Origin of the sequence: Luteococcus sp. H91, from assembly GCF_038433135.1 — a bacterium.
Lineage (GTDB): Bacteria > Actinomycetota > Actinomycetes > Propionibacteriales > Propionibacteriaceae > Luteococcus.
In genome coordinates this window covers 37,089-55,475 of the sequence record NZ_JBCDMV010000021.1, presented here as the reverse complement: position 1 = coordinate 55,475, position 18,387 = coordinate 37,089, and the positions used below count along the sequence as shown (strand labels likewise).

General features: G+C 67.9%; 11 protein-coding genes. 8 read left to right on the top strand and 3 right to left on the bottom strand.

Translation table 11 applies throughout. From position 1 onward, the window contains the following. The first annotated feature begins 9 nt into the window (after window positions 1–9). The 7 genes from cydD (at window position 10) to AAEX57_RS11560 (ending at window position 12,692) form a co-directional block, all read left to right on the top strand. Window positions 10–1,638 carry a thiol reductant ABC exporter subunit CydD gene (gene cydD / locus AAEX57_RS11590; protein ID WP_342092289.1) on the top strand — a complete coding sequence of 543 codons (1,629 nt, stop codon included), beginning with the start codon at window positions 10–12 and terminating at the stop codon, window positions 1,636–1,638. Continuing rightward, window positions 1,635–3,242: a thiol reductant ABC exporter subunit CydC gene (cydC, locus tag AAEX57_RS11585; RefSeq protein WP_342092288.1), complete on the top strand. Its 1,608-nt coding sequence runs from the start codon at window positions 1,635–1,637 to the stop codon at window positions 3,240–3,242. The genes cydD and cydC overlap by 4 nt, the downstream gene beginning before the upstream one ends. Before the next feature lie 118 nt (window positions 3,243–3,360). Beyond that, on the top strand, window positions 3,361–5,673 hold the full coding sequence (locus AAEX57_RS11580) for a LuxR C-terminal-related transcriptional regulator (protein WP_342092287.1): 2,313 nt from the start codon (window positions 3,361–3,363) through the stop codon (window positions 5,671–5,673). 21 nt (window positions 5,674–5,694) lie between these two features. Next, complete coding sequence (locus AAEX57_RS11575; RefSeq protein WP_342092286.1) at window positions 5,695–6,018, top strand: thiamine-binding protein; 324 nt, start codon at window positions 5,695–5,697, stop codon at window positions 6,016–6,018. Between the two features lie 116 nt (window positions 6,019–6,134). Then, window positions 6,135–7,793 carry an NAD(P)-binding protein gene (locus AAEX57_RS11570; RefSeq protein ID WP_342092285.1) on the top strand — a complete coding sequence of 553 codons (1,659 nt, stop codon included), beginning with the start codon at window positions 6,135–6,137 and terminating at the stop codon, window positions 7,791–7,793. A 92-nt stretch (window positions 7,794–7,885) separates the two neighbouring features. Next, window positions 7,886–11,521 (top strand): pyruvate:ferredoxin (flavodoxin) oxidoreductase, encoded by a 3,636-nt coding sequence (gene nifJ, locus AAEX57_RS11565; protein WP_342092341.1) that lies wholly within the window; start codon window positions 7,886–7,888, stop codon window positions 11,519–11,521. 1 nt (window position 11,522) lies between these two features. Next, window positions 11,523–12,692 carry a dihydroorotate dehydrogenase-like protein gene (locus AAEX57_RS11560; protein ID WP_342092284.1) on the top strand — a complete coding sequence of 390 codons (1,170 nt, stop codon included), beginning with the start codon at window positions 11,523–11,525 and terminating at the stop codon, window positions 12,690–12,692. Between the two features lie 195 nt (window positions 12,693–12,887). Here the strand turns inward: AAEX57_RS11560 and AAEX57_RS11555 are convergent, their stop codons facing one another. The 3 genes from AAEX57_RS11555 to AAEX57_RS11545 are packed head-to-tail and all read right to left on the bottom strand — an operon-like array spanning window position 12,888 to window position 15,731. Next, window positions 12,888–15,143 (bottom strand): heavy metal translocating P-type ATPase, encoded by a 2,256-nt coding sequence (locus tag AAEX57_RS11555; RefSeq protein ID WP_342092283.1) that lies wholly within the window; start codon window positions 15,141–15,143, stop codon window positions 12,888–12,890. 47 nt (window positions 15,144–15,190) lie between these two features. Beyond that, window positions 15,191–15,400, bottom strand: a complete 210-nt coding sequence (locus tag AAEX57_RS11550; RefSeq protein WP_342092282.1) for a heavy-metal-associated domain-containing protein — start codon at window positions 15,398–15,400, stop codon at window positions 15,191–15,193. Between the two features lie 37 nt (window positions 15,401–15,437). After that, a complete protein-coding gene (locus AAEX57_RS11545) occupies window positions 15,438–15,731 on the bottom strand; it encodes a metal-sensitive transcriptional regulator (RefSeq protein WP_342092281.1) in 294 nt (97 codons plus the stop codon). A 507-nt stretch (window positions 15,732–16,238) separates the two neighbouring features. Here AAEX57_RS11545 and dnaB point away from each other — a divergent pair. Next, entirely contained in the window at window positions 16,239–18,014 is a 1,776-nt protein-coding gene (dnaB, locus tag AAEX57_RS11540) for a replicative DNA helicase (protein ID WP_342092280.1), read from the top strand. Window positions 18,015–18,387: the final 373 nt, after the last annotated feature.

The following is an 18,387-nucleotide window of genomic DNA, read 5'->3' as shown; positions in this document are numbered from 1 at the left end:
CTCGCGGGCATGGCAGGACCCATCGACGGCCGCCTGGTGCGGCGTGGCAGGGCGACCAGGATCTTCCTGGTCGCCCTTGCCGTGGTGGGGCTGGTGCAGGCGGTCGCGATCGTCGCCCAGGCCCGGCTGCTGGCCGACGCCATCTCCTCGGTCTTCGCCAGTCACCGGCCCGACGGCCTGACCGGGTGGATCGCCGGCCTGGCGGCGGTCTTCACCCTGCGGGCGCTGCTCGGCTGGGCCGCGGAGAGCCTGGCCCACCACGCGTCGGCCCGGGTGAAGGCCGGGCTGCGGACCGATCTGGCCCGGGCCCGGCTGGCCCGCCCGGCGGACGCGTCGGTCAGCTCGTCGACGCTGGTCACGCTGACCACCCAGGGTCTGGACGCGCTGGACGGCTACTACTCCAAGTACCTGCCACAGCTGGTGCTGGCGGTGATCGTCCCGCTGGTGGTGGGTGTGGTGATCCTCAGCCAGGACGTGGCGAGCGCCGTGATCATCGCCCTCACCCTGCCCCTGATCCCGGTCTTCATGGCGCTGATCGGCTGGACCACCCAGAAACAGGTGGAGCGCCGCTGGCGGGTGCAGACCCGGCTGGCCAACCACTTCGCCGATCTGGTCTCCGGCCTGGCCACCCTGCAGGCCTTCGGCCGGGCCCGCGGCCAGCGCGAGGGGCTGCGGGTCACCGAGCAACGCAATCGGGCCGAGACGATGAAGACCTTGCGGGTGAGCTTCCTGTCCTCCTTCGCCCTGGAACTGCTGGCCACCCTGAGCGTGGCGGTGGTGGCGGTCACCGTCGGCTTCCGGGTGGTCTTCGCGACGATGGACCTGCGCACCGCCCTGTTCGTGTTGATCCTGGCACCGGAGGCCTACCTGCCGCTGCGCCAGGTGGGCACCCACTACCACGACGCCACCGACGGGATGGCGGCTGCCGACCAGGCGCTGCAGATCATCCAGGCCGCGAATCTCCCCGGGGGGCCCGCGGCCGGTGGGGCGTCGGGCGGGCCCGTGGCGGAGATCCGACTGGAGCACATCAGCCTGACCTGGCCGGGAGCCCCATCGCCCGTACTCGACGACGTGACGCTCGACCTGGCTCCCGGGGAGGTGGTGGCCCTGCAAGGGCCGTCGGGCGGCGGCAAGTCCACCCTGCTGGCGGTGCTGATGGGCTTCCGGACGCCGGATTCCGGCCGGGTGCTGTGCGGCGGGGAGGACGTGCTGACCAACCCGGATGAGTGGCGACGCCGGCTGGCCTGGGTGGGTCAGGAGCCGGGCATGCCCGAGCCCACCATCGCCGGCAACATCGCGATCGGCGCCCGCCGCGAGGTCGGACGCGTCGAGCTGCGTGAACTGCTCGACCTGGCCGGCGGTCCGGAGCTGGAGTTGGACCGTCCGGTCGGTGACGACGCGGAGGGCCTGTCCGCCGGCGAACAGCGACGGGTGGCGATCGCCCGCGCCCTGCTCCGGCTGCGTGACGGTGCATCCCTGCTGGTGATGGACGAGCCGACCGCCGGGCTGGATGCCGACGCGGAAGCCGCGGTGATCGCCGCCGTCCGGGCCTCCGGCGCGGGCGCGCTGGTGGTCAGCCACCGCCCGGCGGTGCTGGCGATGGCCGACCGAGTGGTCACCGTCGGGGGTGCGCGATGAGACTGGCCCTCCAGATGCTCGACGCCGTGCCCGCTGGCCGGCGGCGCTTCGCCCTGTCCACCCTGCTGGCGGTGCTCGCCTCCGGCGCCTCGGTGGCGCTGATGGGCGTCTCGGCCTGGCTGCTCAGCCGGGCGGCGGAGCATCCCCCGGTGCTCTACCTGGAGGCCGCCGCCGTGGGGGTGCGCTTCTTCGGCATCCTGCGCGGCGTCGCCCGTTATGGCGAACGACTGGTGGGCCATGACCTGGCGCTGCGGATGCAGGGCACGCTGCGGCTGCACAGCTACGAGCGCCTGAGCCAGACGACGCTGCTGGGCCGCAGCCGCGGAGACCTGCTCGCCCGGGTGGTGGCCGATGTGGAGGCGATCCAGGACGTGGTGGTGCGGGTGGTGGTCCCGCTCTGTTCGGCGAGCATCGTGATGCTCGGCACCTCGCTGATGCTGTCGCTCTTCAGCCCCGGTGCCGCGGCTGTCCTGCTGGGCACGGCGTTGCTGGCGGGGATCGCGCTGCCGTGGCTGGCCCAGCGGCTCAGCCGGGCGGCCGACGCGGATGCGGTGGCCGCCCGGGCCGAGCTGGCCGTCGCCATGGACGAACTGGCCCACAATGCGATCGACCTGGTGGCCTACGGCCGTCAGGCCACCAGCCTGGAGCGTCAGGCCGCCGTCCAGCGGCGCCTGGAACTGGCCGATCGACGCGCGGCCTGGACCCGCGGGGTGGCCACCTTTGGTCAGCTGTTGGCGGCCGGGTTCGCGGTGATCGGCGCGCTGTGGATCGGTGCGCACGCGGTGGCGGACCAACGATTGCTGGGCCGTGACCTGGCGGTGCTGGTGCTCACCCCGCTCGCCCTGCACGAGGTGCTGGCCAGCTTCACCCAGGCCGCCCAGACGTGGACCCGGGCGCGCACCAGCCTGGGCCGGGTCTCCGCCCTGCTGGCCGAACCCGCCGTCGGGCAGGGGGATCGCCCCACCGCGGAGCCCACGGATGATCCCGGGATGGAGCTCCGCGAGGTGAGCATCGGCTGGCCCGGTCAGGATCCGCTGGCCGTCGGGCTCAACCTGGAACTGCGCCCCGGCGATCGGCTGGCGGTCACCGGGCCCTCGGGCGTGGGCAAGACCACCCTGGCCGCCACCATGATGGGGCTGATCCCGCCGCAGGCGGGGACGGTGAACCTTCGCGGGCAGGTGGGCTACCTAGCCCAGGACGCCCACATCTTTGCCACGACGCTGGCCGAGAATGTCCGGATCGGGAACAAGGACGCCACTGACGACCAGGTCGTCGATGCCCTGCGACGAGCTGGTCTGGAGCTCGATCCGCAACGAGTCGTCGGGGAGCACGGAGCGACGCTCAGCGGCGGCGAGATCCGCCGGGTCGCCCTGGCCCGGGTGCTGGTGGGCGGGGCCTCGGTCTTCATTCTGGATGAGCCGACCGAACACCTTGATCGTGAAACTGCAGATGCCCTGATGGCGGATCTGTGGCGTGGGTGCGGGAATTCACCACTTCTGGTGATCACCCATGATGCGGCCATTGTCTCGTCCTGCAACAGAATGCTGGCCCTGCGGCGGTCCCCGGAGGCGGGACGGGCACCATCACCCCCCCGGATGATCTGACGGGTGCCATGGCCCCTCTCGCCAATTAGCCTGATCAGGTGGGTCACTTCCTGACCAACTGGTCTCTTCTTCTCGGGGGAGGTGAAAGGTGGACCAGATCGAACCTTCCAGGGGCACCGTGCCCCGCCGTCTCATTCATCACCTGGATCGACTACTCGCGGCCCGGGTCGCGGTGATTTCCGCACCCGCTGGCCACGTCAAGGACGAACTGGTGGCCGCTTGGCTGCAGAGCCAGCCCGGACTGGCCCACCGGCCGATCCGATCGGCCGAAGACCTTGCCGCGGTGGCCGATTGCCATCCGACGGGCGAGCTGCTGGTGCTGGTGGTCAGCGGCGAGGAGCTGTTGGCCGATGCCACCGTCGTGAGCCGAATCCTTGAGCTGGTGGAGGCCGATCCCGACATCCGGGTGATCTTCGTCGGGCGACGTCGGCCCGCCGCGCCCTTGGGAACCCTGGCGGCCCGGGGCCAACTGGTGGATCTGGACGGCAGCCAGCTGGCCTGGACGCGCGACGAGGTGGCCGCGCAGCTGGCCGAGCGCAACCCGGAGCTCACGCAGAGCGGGCTGGACGTGATCATGGCCAGTACCCATGGTTGGCCAGCGGTGATTCGCATCCTGGCCTCCGAGCGGCTCCGCTGGCCCCGTTCGGCCGCCCTGAATCGGCTCCTGGACAGCTACATCGCCGAGGAGGTGGTGGCCGGGCTCGACGACCAGGACATCGAGCTGTTGCACCAACTGGCCGCACCGCCGAGCCTGGATTCCCAGGCCGCGGCGTGGATGACCGGCCGCAGCGATGCCGTCGCACAACTCACCCGTCTCCAGGCGCGGGGCCTGCCACTCACCTGGGATGCGGACAATTCCATTCGGCTGAATCCGGTGCTGCGCGACTACCTGCAACGCTGGCTGATGCAGCACGAGCCGCACCGCAAGGACGAGCTGACCGCGCGGGCCACGCTGTGGCTGCGCAGTCGGGGGCGACCGTTGGCGGCGGTCGAGCTGGCGATGGAGCAACACCTGGTTGATCTGGCCTGGCGGCTGGCGGCCGAGTACCTCACGGCGAACCTGTACCGGCCGGAGCTGGAGCACACCCTCCCCGAGCTGACCGAGTTGCTCCCGCCCGGCTGGGAGATGGACTCGGTGCGGGCCATCACCCAGGGACTGGCAACCCCGTCGACCATGATCGCCCAGATCAGCGCGCTCGACCCACAGCTGTTCACCCAGAACAGCACCGGGAGCCTGGGTTATGCCAGCCTGGTGCTGGGCACCCTGCGTCGGGCCGGCTACCCGTCGGACATCGACGTCTCCACGGCACTGCAGATCGCCCGCGATGCCGACAGCATCATGGAAGACGAGCTGGATCTGGCGCTGGTGGCGGTGCTCCGGCTGGAGCACGGCCTGTGGCTGCTGCACCAGTGCCGGATGAGCGAGTCGCGGGACGTGCTGCTCTCCAGTCTGGGGCTCGCCCGGGTGCAGGACGTCCCCTGGGCGATCGCCACGGCCTTGTCCGCGCTGGCCTTCATCCATGCCGAACAGGGCACCGTCATCGAGGCCACCCAGCTGGCCGATGAAGGCCTGCAGTACAGCGCCGAGGCGGCCTTCACCAGCAACGCGGTGACCGAGTACGCGGTGCTGGCGAAGGCCCTGGTTGCGGTGGACACCGGGGACCTGGCGATGGCCCAGCACTGGGCGCAGCAGGTGGTGGAGCGAGAGGAGCATCCGGTGGAGACCGATGGCCTGCGCACCCACGTTCTGGCGATCTACCACGTCTTCCGGGAGGATCCGCGCCAGGCCCGGCACCTGGTGCGCGCCTACCGCGACCAACCGCATCCGCCAGCCAGCCCGTTCGACGAGTTGGTGGTGGGAATGGGCGCCTTCAATGCGGCGCTGGCGGATCATGACCTGGCTGCCGCTTCCCGGGAACTGGAGCGACTGATGGCCCAGCCACTGGCCGAACGACAGGCCAGCCTGGCGGTGCCCCAGGCCCGGCTCGCCCTGGCCCAGGGGCAGCCGGAGCGCGCGCATGAACTGCTGCATCCGCTGGTGGTGAGCCATCGGCCCTTGAGCGACCATGCCAAGTACACCTTGTTCATGCTGATGGTCTTCGGCACGGCGGCCGACCAGTTGCACCGCAGGGACGAAGCCACCCAGGCCTTCCAGCGCGCCACGGTCCTGGCCGAGCGCCTGGGGCTCAACACCCCGAATGCCCGGCACACCCGGATCGCGGGCACCCGCCCGAAGATCCCGCTGACCGAGGCGGAACGCAATGTGCTGTTGAGCCTTGAGCCGGGGCGCACCCTGTCGGAGACGGCCGACGGACTGTTCATCTCGCTGAACACGCTCAAGACCCACCTGCGTCGGATCTACAAGAAACTGGGGGTGGCCAACCGGGAGGAGGCCATCGAACGGGCGCGAATCCTGGGTCTGCGCTCCTGAGCCGGACGTAGACTCGGAGCCATGCTCGTAGCCTTCAGCGTTGCCCCGTCCGGCGTCGGCCCCAAGGGCGGCGACAATCCCGACGCATCCGTGCATGATGCCGTCGCCGCGGCCGTCAGGATCGTGCGCGAATCCGGCCTGCCCCATCGCACCGACTCGATGTTCACCACCATCGAGGGCGACTGGGACGAGGTGATGGACGTGATCAAGCGCGCCACCGAGGCCTGTGGCCAGTACGGCAGCCGGGTCGCCCTGGTGCTGAAGGCGGACATTCGTCCCGGTCGCACGGATGAGATGACCGCCAAGCTGGAGCGCCTGGAGGCCGCGCTCGAGGCCCAGGGCTGACCAGCACACCCCTTCCGCCACTTAGGCAACCCTAAGCCGATTTGATCCGGAAACGCCGGTTACTATCGCCTGTAGTGGACGCAACCGGTCGCGTCCCACGCGGAAGGGAATCGCTCATGACCCAGCCAGTAACCGACCCCCAGGGTGAGGGTGCCGCTCGCGACATCACGCAGCTGCCGGACTTGGCAGGCGCGGCCGGACGCGTTGGCCCGGTCCGCACCCGGATGCCCGTCTACGTCGATCTGCTGCCCCCTTGCAATGCCGGCTGCCCGGCCGGTGAGAACATCCAGGAATGGTTGCGGCTGATCAAGCACGGCCAGGAGGAAGCTGCCTGGCGGCAGCTGACCCGGGACAATCCCTTCCCCGCCATCCACGGCCGGGTCTGCTACCACCCCTGTGAGAATGTCTGCAATCGCGTCGAACTGGACGGTTCGGTGAGCATCCACTCCGTCGAGCGCTTCCTGGGCGATGCCGCGATCGAGAAGGGCTGGGCCTTCGAGAAGCCCCGCAACAACACCGGCTTCAAGGTGCTGGTGATCGGCGCCGGCCCCTCGGGCCTGAGCGCCGCCTACCACCTCACCCGACTGGGACACGACGTCGAGATCCGCGACTCCAGCGAGAAGGCCGGCGGCATGATGCGCTGGGGAATCCCCGAGTACCGCCTGCCGCGCCATGTGCTGGACGCCGAGATCAAGCGCCTGACCGACATGGGCGTGCGGATCACCCTGAACCACACCGTCGAGGACCTGGAGAAGGAGCGCACCGAGGGCGGCTTCGACGCGGTCTTCGTCGCCGTCGGCGCCCACCTCTCCAAGCGGGTCGACATCCCCAACCAGGACGCGTCGCGGATGGTTGATGCGGTCAGCTTCCTGCGCGACGTCGCCAGCGGCGAGCGCCCGGTGATCGGCCGCAAGGTGGCCGTCTACGGCGCCGGCAACACCGCGATGGACGCCGCCCGCGTCGCCCGCCGGTTGGGCGCCGAGGAGTCGGTGATCGTCTACCGGCGCACCAAGGAGCAGATGCCCGCGCACGCGATCGAGGCCGAGGAGGCCGAGCGCGAGGGCGTCAAGATGAACTGGCTGCGCACCATCAGCTCGATGGAGGAAGACGACCTCACCGTCGAGATCATGGAGTTGGACGAGAACGGCAAGGCCCGCGGCACCGGCAGGTTCGAGAAGCTGGAGGCCGACACCGTGATCCTGGCGATCGGCCAGGATGCCGACACCCGCTTCCTGCACGGCATCCCCGGGATGACCTTCGACGGTGACGTGGTCAACGTCAGCCCCGACACCCTGATGACCGAGGTGCCCGGCATCTTCGCCGGTGGCGACGCCGTGCCCAGCGAGCGCACCGTCACCGTCGGCGTCGGGCACGGGAAGCGGGCCGCCAGGCAGATCGACATCTGGCTGAACCAGTACGTCGGCAACGATCCGGTCAAGCACCCGGTGGTGAAGTTCGACGACCTGCACCTGTGGTACTTCGGCGCCGGGCACACCCGTCGGGAACAGCCCGAGCTGGCCGAGGATGCCCGCGGCACCTTCGACGAGGTGGTGGGCGGCCTGACGCCCGACCAGGCGATCTTCGAGGCCAAGCGGTGCCTGAGCTGCGGCAACTGCTTCGAGTGCGACGGCTGTCTGGGCGCCTGCCCGGAGGATGCCGTGATCAAGCTCGGCAAGGATCACCGCTACCGCTTCGACTACTCCAAGTGCACGGGCTGTGCGACGTGCTACGACCAGTGCCCCGTGCACGCCATTGAGATGATCCCGGAGGCCTGAGAATGATCGAGAAGCAGAAGTCCTACAAGCTGTTTCCGCAGGAACCGGTCCGCGACCAGCGCAGCGGCACCTACGGCGCCTTCGTACCGCCCATGCCGGAGAGCGTCACCGCGCCCTATGGCCAGCCCGGCGGCCACGACGCCCAGTCCGGCGAGAGCGAGCGGATGATCGTCGACGGCAATGAGGCCGCCGTCGACGTCGCCTACCGGCTCAACGAGCTGTGCAGCATCTACCCGATCACCCCCAGCTCCACCATGGCGGAGCTGGCCGACGAGTGGGCCAGTCACGGCCGGACCAACATCTTCGGCCAGGTGCCCAGCGTGGTGGAGATGCAGTCCGAGGGTGGCGCCGCCGGCGCCATGCACGGTGCACTGCAGGGCGGTGCCATGTGCACCACCTTCACCGCTTCCCAGGGCCTGCTGCTGATGATCCCGAACATGTACAAGATCGCCGGTGAGCTGACGAGCACGGTCTTCCACGTCGCCGCGCGTTCCCTTGCCACGCAGGGATTGAGCATCTTCGGTGATCACCAGGACGTGATGGCGGTGCGCCAGACCGGCGTCGCCCTGCTCAGCTCCGCGAGCGTGCAGGAGGCCCACGACATGGCGCTGATCAGCCAGGTGGCCACCATGCACACCCGCATTCCCTTCGTGCACTTCTTCGACGGCTTCCGGACCAGCCATGAACTGAACACGCTGCACCGCCTCTCCGACGACGTGCTGCGCGCGATGGTCTCGGAGAAGCTGGTGCAGGAGCACCGCGCCCGGGCGCTGAGCCCGGCCAATCCCTTCATCCGCGGCACCGCGCAGAATCCGGACACCCACTTCCAGTCCCGCGAGACGGCCAACCCCTTCTACACCTGGGCTCCGTCGGTGACGCAGAAGGTGATGGACAACTTTGCCTCGCTGACCGGCCGGCAGTACAACCTGGTGGACTACTACGGCGATCCCGAGGCCGAGCAGCTGGTGGTGGTGATGGGTTCGGGCGCCGAGACGGTGCGCGAGACCATCGACTACCTGGCCCGGCAGGGCCGCAAGGTGGGCATGCTGCAGATCCGGCTCTACCGCCCCTTCCCGACCGAACAGCTGCTGGCGGCCATTCCGGCCAGCATCCAGCGGATCGCGGTGCTGGACCGCACCAAGGAGCCGGGCGCCGGCGGCGAGCCGCTCTTCCTGGACGTGATGACCGCGCTGGGCGAGGCCGTCAGCCGGGGCCAGCGGCCCTTCATGCCGCTGGTGATCGGCGGCCGTTATGGCATCTCCAGCAAGGAGTTCACCCCCGGCATGGTGGTCGGGATCTTCGACGAGCTGGGTCAGGAGCAACCGAGGCCGCGATTCACCGTCGGCATCAACGACGACGTATCGCACCTGAGCCTGCCCTATGACGCGGATCTGGACATCGAGGACTCCGCGACACTGCGGGCCGTCTTCTACGGCCTGGGCTCCGACGGCACGGTGGGCGCCAACAAGAACACCATCAAGATCCTGGGTTCCGACGCCGACACCTATGCCCAGGGCTACTTCGTCTACGACTCGAAGAAGTCCGGCTCGCGCACGGTCAGTCACCTGCGCTTCGGGCCCAACCCGATCAAGGCGCCCTATCTGGTCAGCAAGGCCGGCTTCATCGGTTGCCACCACTGGTCCATCCTGGAGCGGGTCGATGTGCTGGAATTCGCCCGCAAGGGCACCACGCTGTTGATCAACTCGCCCTACCCCGTCGAGGAGGTCTGGGACAAGCTACCCGAACCGCTGCAGACCAAGATCATTGATCTTGGAATTGACGTGCACGTGGTGGACGCCAATGCCGTGGCCCGCGATGCCGGGCTGGGCGGCCGCACCAATACCGTGCTGCAGACCGGTTTCTTCGCCATCTCCGGCGTGCTGCCCAAGGACGTGGCGATCGAGAAGATCAAGAAGGCGATCACCAAGACCTACTCCAAGAAGTCGATGGAGATCGTTGCCAAGAACCACAAGGCCGTCGACAAGTCGATCGAGCACCTGCACCACCTGGAGGTGCCGGGGCAGACCACGTCGGAGCACGGCCTGTTGGCTCCCGTGCCGGAGGGCGCCCCCAAGTTCGTGCAGTCCGTGACGGCGCCAATGCTGGCCGGGCGCGGCGACGACCTGCCGGTCTCCGCCCTGCCGGTGGACGGCTCCTACCCGTCGGGCACCACCAAGTATGAGAAGCGCAACATCTCCGACCTGATCGCAGTCTGGGATCCGGAAGCCTGCATCCAGTGCGGCAACTGCTCCTTCGTCTGCCCGCACGCCGTGCTGCGCGCCAAGTACTACGGCCCCGACGCACTGGATGGCCAGCCCGACGGCTTCGAGACCGTCGAGTTGGACGCCGCCGGTCTGCCGGACACCCGCTACACCCTGCAGGTCTACGCGGAGGACTGCACCGGCTGCGGGTTGTGCGTGGAGGCCTGCCCGGTGACCCCGATCGGCCAGCCCACCCGCAAGGCGATCAACCTGGCGCCGGTGCTGGACCGCACGGAACAGAAGAAGAATGTCGACTTCTTCGAGACCATCCCGGTGAACGACCGCTCCCGGGTGGACTTCGGCACGGTGCGCGGCACCCAGTTCCTGGAGCCGTTGTTCGAGTTCTCCGGGGCCTGCTCCGGCTGTGGCGAGACGCCCTACCTGAAGTTGCTGACCCAGCTCTTCGGTGATCGCACCAGCGTGGCCAATGCCACCGGCTGCTCGTCGATCTACGGCGGCAACCTGCCCACCACCCCGTGGGCCAAGAATGCCCAGGGGCGTGGCCCGGCCTGGTCCAACTCCCTCTTCGAGGACAATGCCGAGTTCGGTCTTGGTCTGCGACTGGCGGCCGACTTCCACACCAACCTGGCCCGGACCCGGTTGGCCGAGCTCCGCACGGAGATCGACGATGACGCGCTGGTGGACGGCCTGTTGGATGCCGAGCAGAAGCAGGAGATTGATCTTGCTCGCCAGGCCGAGCGACTGCAGCGGCTGCAGGAGAAACTGGCCACCATGAGCGGCCCCAAGGTTGCCGATCTTGCCAGCGTCGCCGACCATCTGCTGCGTCGTTCGGTGTGGATCGTCGGCGGCGACGGCTGGGCCTATGACATCGGCTCGGCCGGCGTGGACCACGTGCTGGCGTCGGGCCGCAATGTCAACATCCTGGTGCTGGACACGGAGGTGTACTCCAACACCGGTGGCCAGAGCTCCAAGTCGACCCCGATGGGCGCGGTGGCCAAGTTCGCTTCCGGCGGCAAGATCACCAACAAGAAGGACATGGCCATGCAGGCGATCGCCTACGGCAATGTCTACGTCGCCCGGGTGGCGATGGGCGCGGATCCGCAGCAGACCCTGAAGGCCTTCCGGGAGGCGGAGGCCTATGACGGCCCGAGCCTGATCATCGCCTACAGCCACTGCATCGCCCACGGCATTGACATCCGCAAGGGCCTGGATCAGCAGTACATGGCGGTGAACTCCGGCCACTGGCCGCTGATGCGCTACAACCCGGCCGTGCGCAATGCGGGCGGCAACCCCTTCCTGCTGGATTCACCGCGGCCGCGCTTCTCGCTGAAGGAGTACCACTCCAAGGAGTTGCGCTTCAAGATGCTGTTCAATGCCGACCCCGATGAGGCCCAGCGCCTGCTGGAGCTGGCCCAGGAGCAGGTGGAACGTCGCTGGAATGACTACGAGCGGATGGCCACCCGTCACGCCGACGAATTCGCCGCCGATGCCCGAAAGGACGCCTGACATGCCCGAGATGGATGAAGCCCTCAAGGCCGCCATCGCCTCCGCCGCTGCCAAGTCGGCCGCGGGTTCCAATGCGACCGACAAGCTGCGCCCCGGGATCGTGCCGATCCGGCCCACCAGTTCCGCCCCCACCGAGGGCACGTCGGCCACGCCCACCGTCGACGGGGTGGATCTGACCACCAGTTACCTCGGGCTGCAGCTGAGCAGCCCGGTGGTGGCCTCGGCCGGCCCGCTCTCGCAGAGCGTGGACGGGATGCAGCAGCTGGCCGAGGCCGGCGTCGGCGCCGTGGTGATGTACTCGCTCTTCGAGGAACAGCTGCGGCACGAGGCGGCCCGCGCCGAGGCGATGACCCAGCTGCACGAGGAGAGCTTCTCCGAGGCACAGACCTACTTCCCCACCCCGGCCTCCAACAGCGGTGGCATCACCAGCCGCTACCTGGAGCTGCTGGAGGCGGGCGCCAAGAAGCTGGAGATCCCGCTGATCGCGTCGGTCAACGGCGCCACCCACGGCGGATGGGTGGATGTCGCCCGACGGATGCAGGATGCCGGCGCCGCCGCGATCGAGCTGAACGTCTACCTGGTTCCCGGTGAACTCAGCCTGTCCGGCAACGACGTCGAGCAGCGCCATCTGGAGATCCTGCAGGGGGTCAGGGACGCGGTCAGCGTGCCGGTGGCCATGAAGCTCTCGCCCTACTTCAGCTCCTTCGGCCACCTGGCCGTGCAGCTGGACGAGGCGGGCGCCGACGGGCTGGTGCTGTTCAACCGCTTCCTGCAGCCCGACGTGGACATCGAGAAGCTGGAGGTCGTGCCCGGGCTGGAGCTCTCGCAGCCCCATGAGGCACGCCTGCCGCGCACCTGGATCGCCGCCCTGCGCGGCCGGGTGCAGGCCTCGCTGGCCGCCACGACGGGCGTCGAGACCGCCGACGACGTGGTGAAGTACCTCTTGGCCGGTGCGGACGTGGTGATGACCACCTCGGCCCTGGTCCGGCACGGTGCGGGCTACGCGGCGCAGCTCAATGCGGGTCTGGCCAGCTGGCTGAAGCGCAAGGAGCTCAGCCTGGATCAGGCCCGTGGCCTGCTGGCCATCCCGGCCGACGTCGACGCGGATGCCTACGAACGCGCCGGCTATGTGGCGGCGCTGGAGAAGGCCAAGGCCACCTACGGTCGCTGACCGACGAAAAAGGGCCGGACCCGTCGCCCCCGAGGCGACGGTGTCCGGCCCTTTTGTGTCCGCTCACAAGGACTCGCCACTCCCCCGAGTAGTCTCGAGGCCCTGTTTGCCGACCACATCCATCGTGTCATCGGCGTTGGCCATCTCCCAGAGGATGCGGGTGATTGTCCGGGTGACAAGGGTGACGCCTTCGGGTTATGCAGCCAATGATCGGAAGGCGCGCAGCCGCAAGCTGTTCAGCACGACGAAGACCGAGCTGAAGGCCATCGCGGCACCCGCGAACATCGGGTTCATGTATCCGGCCGCGGCCACCGGAATCGACACCACATTGTAGAAGAAGGCCCAGAACAGGTTCTGCTTGATCGTGGCCAGGGTGCTGCGGCTCAGCCGGATGGCATCCACGGCCAACATCAGGTCAGGTCGCATCAGGGTCACGTCGCTGGCCGCGATCGCCGCATCGGTGCCGGAGCCCATCGCGATCCCCAGATCGGCCTGCGCCAGCGCGGCGGCGTCGTTCACCCCGTCGCCGACCATGGCCACCTGACGGTGCTTGTCGCCGTGCATCGCCTCCTGCGCCCGCTGGACGACGGCCACCTTGTCGGCCGGCAGCACGCCCGCGTGCACCTCGTCGATGTCCAGCCCCTCGGCCATCGCCCGCGCCGCCCGCTCGTTGTCACCGGTCAGCATCACGGTGCGCAGGCCGAGCTTCTTCATCTGGGCGATCGCGGCCATGCTGGTGGGCTTGATGGTGTCGCTGACGGCGATCGCTCCCCGGGCCCGGCCATCCCAGGCGATCAGGATCACGGTCTGGCCCAGGGTATTGCCCTTGTCCACCGCGGCCACCAGCTCCGCCGGGATCTCCACCCCGGCCTCGGTCAGCAGCGCGGCATTGCCGGCCAGTGCCTCCCGACCGTCCACCCGGCCCCGGACACCCCGTCCGGGAAGGTTGGCGAAGTCCAGCACCGTCACCGCCCTGACGCCGGTCTCGGCCGCCCGACGGGCGATGGCCTGGGCGATCGGGTGCTCCGAATGGCCCTCCAGCGCCCCGGCGATCCGGACCAGTTCGTCGGGTTCGACGCCCGGCAGGGCCGTCAGGCCGGCCACATTCATCTCGCCGGTGGTGATGGTGCCGGTCTTGTCCATGATGACGGTGCCGATGTTGCGGGCCTGCTCCAGGGTCTGCGGGCCGCGGATCACGATGCCCAGCTGCGCGCCCTTGCCGGTGCCGGCCAGCAGGGCCACCGGGGTGGCCAGGCCGAGCGCGCACGGGCAGGCGATGATCAGCACCGCGACGGCGGCCGACCAGGCGAAGGCGATGCCGGTGCGCTCATAGAGCCGCCAGCCGATGAAGGTGGCCAGCGCAATGACCAGCACGATCGGCACGAAGACGCCGGAGATCCGGTCGGCCAGGGCCTGCACCTGGGTCTTGCCGGTCTGGGCGGCCTCCACCAGGCGGCTGATCTGGGAGAGCTGGGTATTGCTGCCGATGGCGGTGGCGCGCACCACCAGCCGACCGGTGGTGTTCATGGTGGCGCCGATCACGTCGTCGCCCACGCCCACGTCGACCGGGACGGACTCGCCGGTGATCATGGAATTGTCCACCGAGCTGGCGCCCTCGATCACCACGCCGTCGGTGGCCACCTTCTCGCCCGGACGCACGACGAAGCTGTCGCCCTGTCTGAGCGCGGCGATCGGGTGCCTCGTCTCCACCCCGTCGCGCAGGATGCAGACCTCCTTGGCGCCCATCTCCAGCAGTGAGCGGAGCGCGGCGCCGGCCTCCTGCCGACTCTGCGCCTCGATCCAGCGGCCCAGCAGCAGGAAGCTGATGATGGCCACCGCGCCCTCGAAGTAGATGTTGCCCGCCGGGGAGCTGTGCCCCAGGTGCAGCTCGAAGGGATGCTTGTAGGGGATGTAACCGGCATAACTGAAGAACAGCGAGTACAGGCTCCAGCCGAAGGAGGCCAGCGTGCCCAGGCTCACCAACGTGTCCATGGTGGTGGTGCCGTGCCGCAGGTTGACGAAGGCCGCCTTGTGGAAGGGCCAGCCGGCCCAGAAGACCACCGGGGTGGCCAGCACCAGGCTGAACCACTGCCAGCCCGGCACCTGCAGCGGCGGCACCATGGCCATCAGCACCACCGGGATGGACCAGATGAAGGAGCGGATCATCCGCAGCTTCAGGTCACGGGCGTGGTCGACGGGGATGGCGTCGGGCACCGGGATGGAGGCACCATAGCCGGCCTGCTTCACCACGTCGATCAGGTCCGGGACGGTGACACTCGGCGGGGCGAGCAGGTGCACCTTCTCCGTGGCGTAGTTGACGCTGGCCTGCACCCCGTCGACCTTGTTCAACTTCTTCTCGATCCGGGCGGCACAGGAGGCGCACGTCATCCCCTGCAGGTCGAGTTCGACGGACTGCCGAATGTCCTGGCGGGGTTCGAGGGTGGTGGTCAACGGGGCACAGCCTTTCGGGATGCGTACACGCGGGATGCGTGCGTGGGTCAGTTCTTGGCGACGGTGTAGTCGCCGGCCTCGGCGACGGCCTCGGTGATGACGGCGAAGTCGATCTCGGCGTCGCTGGTGACGGCCATGCTGCCGCCCTCCAGCTGCACCTTGACGGCCTGCACGCCATCCAGCGCCTCCACCTCTTCGGTGACGTGGTTGACGCAGTGCTCACAGGTCATGCCGGTGACGGTGTAGTTGGTGATCATGGTTTCTCCTTGTGGTGTGGGATTGTGCCGAGCAAGATCAACTGCGGACCAGCCGGGCGATCGCCTGGCTGGCTTCCTTGATCTTGAGGTCCGCCTCGTCGCCGCCCTGTTGCGCCGCGTGCAGCACGCAGTGGCTCAGGTGTTCGTCGAGCAGACCCAACGCGACGGACTCCAGCGCGCTGGTCATGGCGGAGATCTGGGTGAGGATGTCGATGCAGTACTTCTCGTCCTCCACCATCTTCTGCAGCCCACGCGCCTGTCCCTCAATCCGCTTCAGGCGGTTGAGGTAGGCATCCTTGTTCTCGATGTATCCGTGGTGGGCGTGCTCCATGCCGACGATGGTACCCCCCTTGGGTATGCCACCCAAGTCCGAGGGCCACAGAGGCCAGGAATTGCCACTGTTGGGTAGCTCACTGGGCAACGCCGCAGGTCAGCCCCCAGTTGCCCACGCCCATCCACAACGAGCTGTGGACAACTGCTGTGGAAAGCCCCCGTCGAGGCATGCCAGGCGACCCCTGTCAAGCGGACCGATAAGCACACGTCGTTCACCCTAGTCAATCCCGGAAATTTGTCGACAGGTCGCGAAAAGTCGCGAAGTGCCTAGTCAGATGCTCTTATGTGGATCAGCCGAGAACCCTGTCCACCATTCATCTCCAGTTCTCCACAAGGTCGTCCCGGCGTGTTCCACAATGATCCCCGGGTTGTCCACATGCCCTGTGGAAAACTCCGGTGGACCGGCTTGTGGAGGTGCTGCGCCGGGGGTAGGTTGGCCCGGCGCAGAAGTGTCAGAGGCGCCCCCTAGGGTGACTGTCAGACACGTTGACCGGAGGGGGCCATCATGAGCGAATCCTCGTACGAGGCGCCGCCGCAGGGCGGTGGCGGGGGCGGGATCGACCGCACTCCCCCGCAGGATCTGGCCGCCGAGCAGAGCGTGCTGGGTGCCATGCTGATGAGCAAGGACGCCATCGCCGATGTCGTCGAGGTGCTCAAGGGACGCGACTTCTACCGGCCCGCGCACGAGCTGATCTACGACGCGATCCTGGACCTGTACGGCCGGGGGGAGCCGGCCGACCCGGTCACCGTCGCCGACGAGCTGGGCAAGCGCGGCGAGATCTCCAAGGTGGGTGGGCACGTCTACCTGGCCGACCTGCTGGCCAGCGTCTCGATTGCCGCCAATGCCGGCTACTACGCGGAGATCGTGCGGGACAAGGCGGTGCTGCGTCGCCTCGTGGAGGCGTCGATCAAGATTGCCCAGATGGGCTACCAGGGCCAGGGCGACGTCACCGATATCGTCGACGCCGCCCAGCAGACCATCTATGAGGTCAGCGAGGGCAAGACCAGCGACGATTACAAGCCGCTGAGCATGCTGATCGAACCCGCGATCGACGAGATCGAGTCGATCGCCAACCGCGGCGGCGAAATGAGCGGCGTGCCCACCGGCTTCGCCGAACTCGACGACCTGACCAACGGCCTGCACGCCGGCCAGATGATCATCATTGCCGCGCGACCCGCGGTGGGCAAGAGCACCCTGGCCCTGGATTTTGCCCGGGCGGCGTCGATCAAGCACAAGCTGACAACGGCTTTCTTCTCTCTGGAGATGAGCCAGACCGAGATCGTGATGCGTCTGCTCTCGGCCGAGGCCCAGGTGCCGCTGAACCACATCCGCGGCGGCAAGATGACCGAGGAGGACTGGAGCCGGGTGGTGCGCAAGACCTCCCAGGTTTCCGAGGCGCCCTTCTTCATCGACGACTCGCCGAACCTGACGATGATGGAGATCCGCGCCAAGGCGCGTCGCCTGAAACAGCGCCACGACCTGAAGCTCGTGATCATCGACTACATGCAGCTGATGACCTCGGGCAAGAAGGTGGAGAGCCGCCAGCTGGAGGTTTCCGAGTTCTCCCGCCAGATCAAGCTGCTGGCCAAGGAACTCCAGATCCCCGTGATCGCGCTCTCGCAGCTGAACCGTGGCCCCGAGCAGCGCACGGACAAGAAGCCGATGCTCTCCGACCTTCGCGAGTCGGGCTGTCTGACGGCCGGGGCGGCGATCTTGAAGGCCGACGGCACCAGTGTCACCTTGGGAGAACTGGTCGAGTCAGGCGCTCGAGATGTCGAGATCCAGTCCATGGGTTCTGATGGCACGATCATCACCGCCAATCTCACCCATGCCTTCCCGTCCGGTCGCAAGACGACCTACCTGATGCGGCTCGCCACTGGACATCAGATTGAGGCGACCGGCAATCACAAGTTCTTTGGCCCCGATGGATGGTCACGGCTGGAAGATCTGTCGACAGGCGACGAACTCGCAGTAGCTGTGGGAGAGAAGCCCGAGTGGACCACCATTGATTCGATCGAAGAGATCGGTGAGCGCGACGTCTTTGACGCCACCGTCGAGGAAACCCACAACTTCGTGGCCAATGGCATCGTTGCGCACAACAGTCTGGAGCAGGACGCCGACATGGTGATCCTGCTGCACCGCGATGACGTGTACGACAAGGAATCCAGCCGCGCTGGTGAAGCGGACCTGATCGTCGCCAAGCACCGAAACGGCCGTACCGACACCGTCGTGACCGCCTTCCAAGGCCACTACTCCCGCTTCGTGGACATGCAGCACTGATCGGAGCCGGCCAGCCGCAGATGTCGAGATGCAGCGAAGACTGAACACGAGCCTGAATATTCTGAATATGAAGTTTCTAAGAAAGATGCTGTTGCCCTTGCGGTCATCACTCGACCGTGCTTTGGATCCCGTGGGATTCCGAGCTGGGTGTGGCGCCAGTGCCGTCCATCGCTGTCGCCCCCTCGCCGGTCCAGCTACGCGCGGGCGCTGACAGGGTTGAAGGATCGCCGGCGCCTGCTGGGTGAAGGACTTGGACCGGCTGGCGGGAGGCGCGTGACATCGATCATCTGCCGAGAGGCGTGCATCATGCCCGTGGCTGAGTCGTATGTCTGTCAGGCTGGTGGCATTGGACCGACAGGTAGGGGGATGGCTG